Below are 1411 nucleotides of genomic sequence, written 5' to 3' on the forward strand. Positions count from 1 at the left end.
CGCGACGACGACGGTCCGGTGCGCGTCGCGGGCGACGGCGTCGCCTGGGTGGCGGCCGTCCCGCGCTGACGCCCCGACCCCGGCGGACGCCGGGGACGGGGCGGCCGGAGCAGAGCCGGCCGGTCAGGCGCGGGCGGTCGCCTGCTCCTGCGCCGCGAGGTCGTCGAGGTCGAGCCCGGCGTCGGCCGCGACGGCGACGACGGAGCCGTCGCGCCGCAGCGCCCCGAGCACGAGGTCCGGGTCGAGGTCCTCGGCCGCGCCGAGGACGCGCTCGCCGGGGCGGAAGTCGCTGATGCGAGCCAGGTCGTCGGCGAGCTCGAGCACCCGCCGGTCCTGCACCTGCTCGTCGACGGCGAGGACGTCGTCGCGGCCGGTGACCTCGGCGTTGTAGTCCAGCGCCCCGGGAGGGCCGCCCGCCGCGGAGCGCGAGAGGGCGGGGAGGTCGACGACGACGACGCGGCCGGCCGGGCCGACGGGGCCGTCGGCGGTCGTCACGAGGACGGCGGGGGGCTGCGGCTCGAGGTCGTCGAGGACCTCGCCCTCGTCGCCGTCCCAGGACGGCTCGGCGCCGACGCACCAGGCGGCCAGGGCGAGGACGGTCGTGCGCCACGACGGCGGCAGCGCCAGCGAGACGACGTCGCCGGGCTCGACGTCGCACTCGTTCGCGAGCAGGTCGGCGGTCTTGGCGACCCAGTTGACGAGCACGCGCGCGGACAGCTCGACGCGCTCCCCGCCGGCGCCGTACCAGGTGAGGCGGGGGCGGCCCGGGTCAGCGTCGACGAGCGCCTCGAGGAGCGTCGGCACGTCGCGCGCGCGGGCGACGGCGGGCGGCACGGCGGCGCGGGACGGGTCGTCCTGCGGGGGCTGGGGCACGGCGGCTCTCCTCCGGACGGGGCGGCGGGGGCGGTGGTCCGGGGGACCACCGGTGCTCTCGACCCTACGGTCGCCGCGGCCCCGCCCGCAGACCCGCCGCTGCCGCGCACGGGGCGCCGGTCTCCGCGTCCCCGGACCGCGCGACACGTGAAGGGGGCGTCACCTTCGCGTCCTGGTCCCTCTCCGGTGTGAAGGAGGCGTCACCTTCGCGTCCTGGCCCCCCTGAGAGGTGGAGGGGGCGCCACCTTCGCGTCCTGGCCCCCTTCAAAGGTGGAGGAGGCGTCACCTTCGCCTCCTGGAGCCCTCGAGGGGCGGAGGAGGCGTCACCGTCGCGACGGAGGACCTGTGCGGCACCGTCGGGGCTGTCGGGGGAGCGGGGCACACTGGCCGCGTGACCGAGCACGACCACCTGCCGCCCGTGAAGAAGCGCTGGGCCGCCTCGGCGTTCCCCGCGAGGCCGTGGAGCACGTTCGCCATGACGTCGACGCCGGACCGGCCGAAGGGAGCGACGACGTCGCCGACGTAGCTGCCGTCGGAG

2 protein-coding genes are annotated in these 1411 nt (G+C 77.9%); one reads left to right on the top strand and one right to left on the bottom strand.

Going from position 1 to position 1411, the window contains the following annotated elements; all coding sequences use genetic code 11:
• Positions 1–123: 123 nt before the first annotated feature.
• The gene (locus HLB09_RS17110; RefSeq protein WP_171204488.1) at positions 124–873 is read right to left on the bottom strand and encodes a TIGR03089 family protein; all 750 of its coding nucleotides are present in this window, start codon (positions 871–873) and stop codon (positions 124–126) included.
• Between the two features lie 391 nt (positions 874–1264).
• Here HLB09_RS17110 and HLB09_RS19595 point away from each other — a divergent pair, with 391 nt between their 5' ends.
• Positions 1265–1399 carry a hypothetical protein gene (locus HLB09_RS19595; protein ID WP_281359503.1) on the top strand — a complete coding sequence of 45 codons (135 nt, stop codon included), beginning with the start codon at positions 1265–1267 and terminating at the stop codon, positions 1397–1399.
• The last annotated feature ends 12 nt before the right edge of the window (positions 1400–1411 follow it).

It is taken from the genome of Pseudokineococcus marinus (assembly GCF_013004605.1).
GTDB classification, from domain to species: Bacteria; Actinomycetota; Actinomycetes; order Actinomycetales; family Quadrisphaeraceae; genus Pseudokineococcus; species Pseudokineococcus marinus.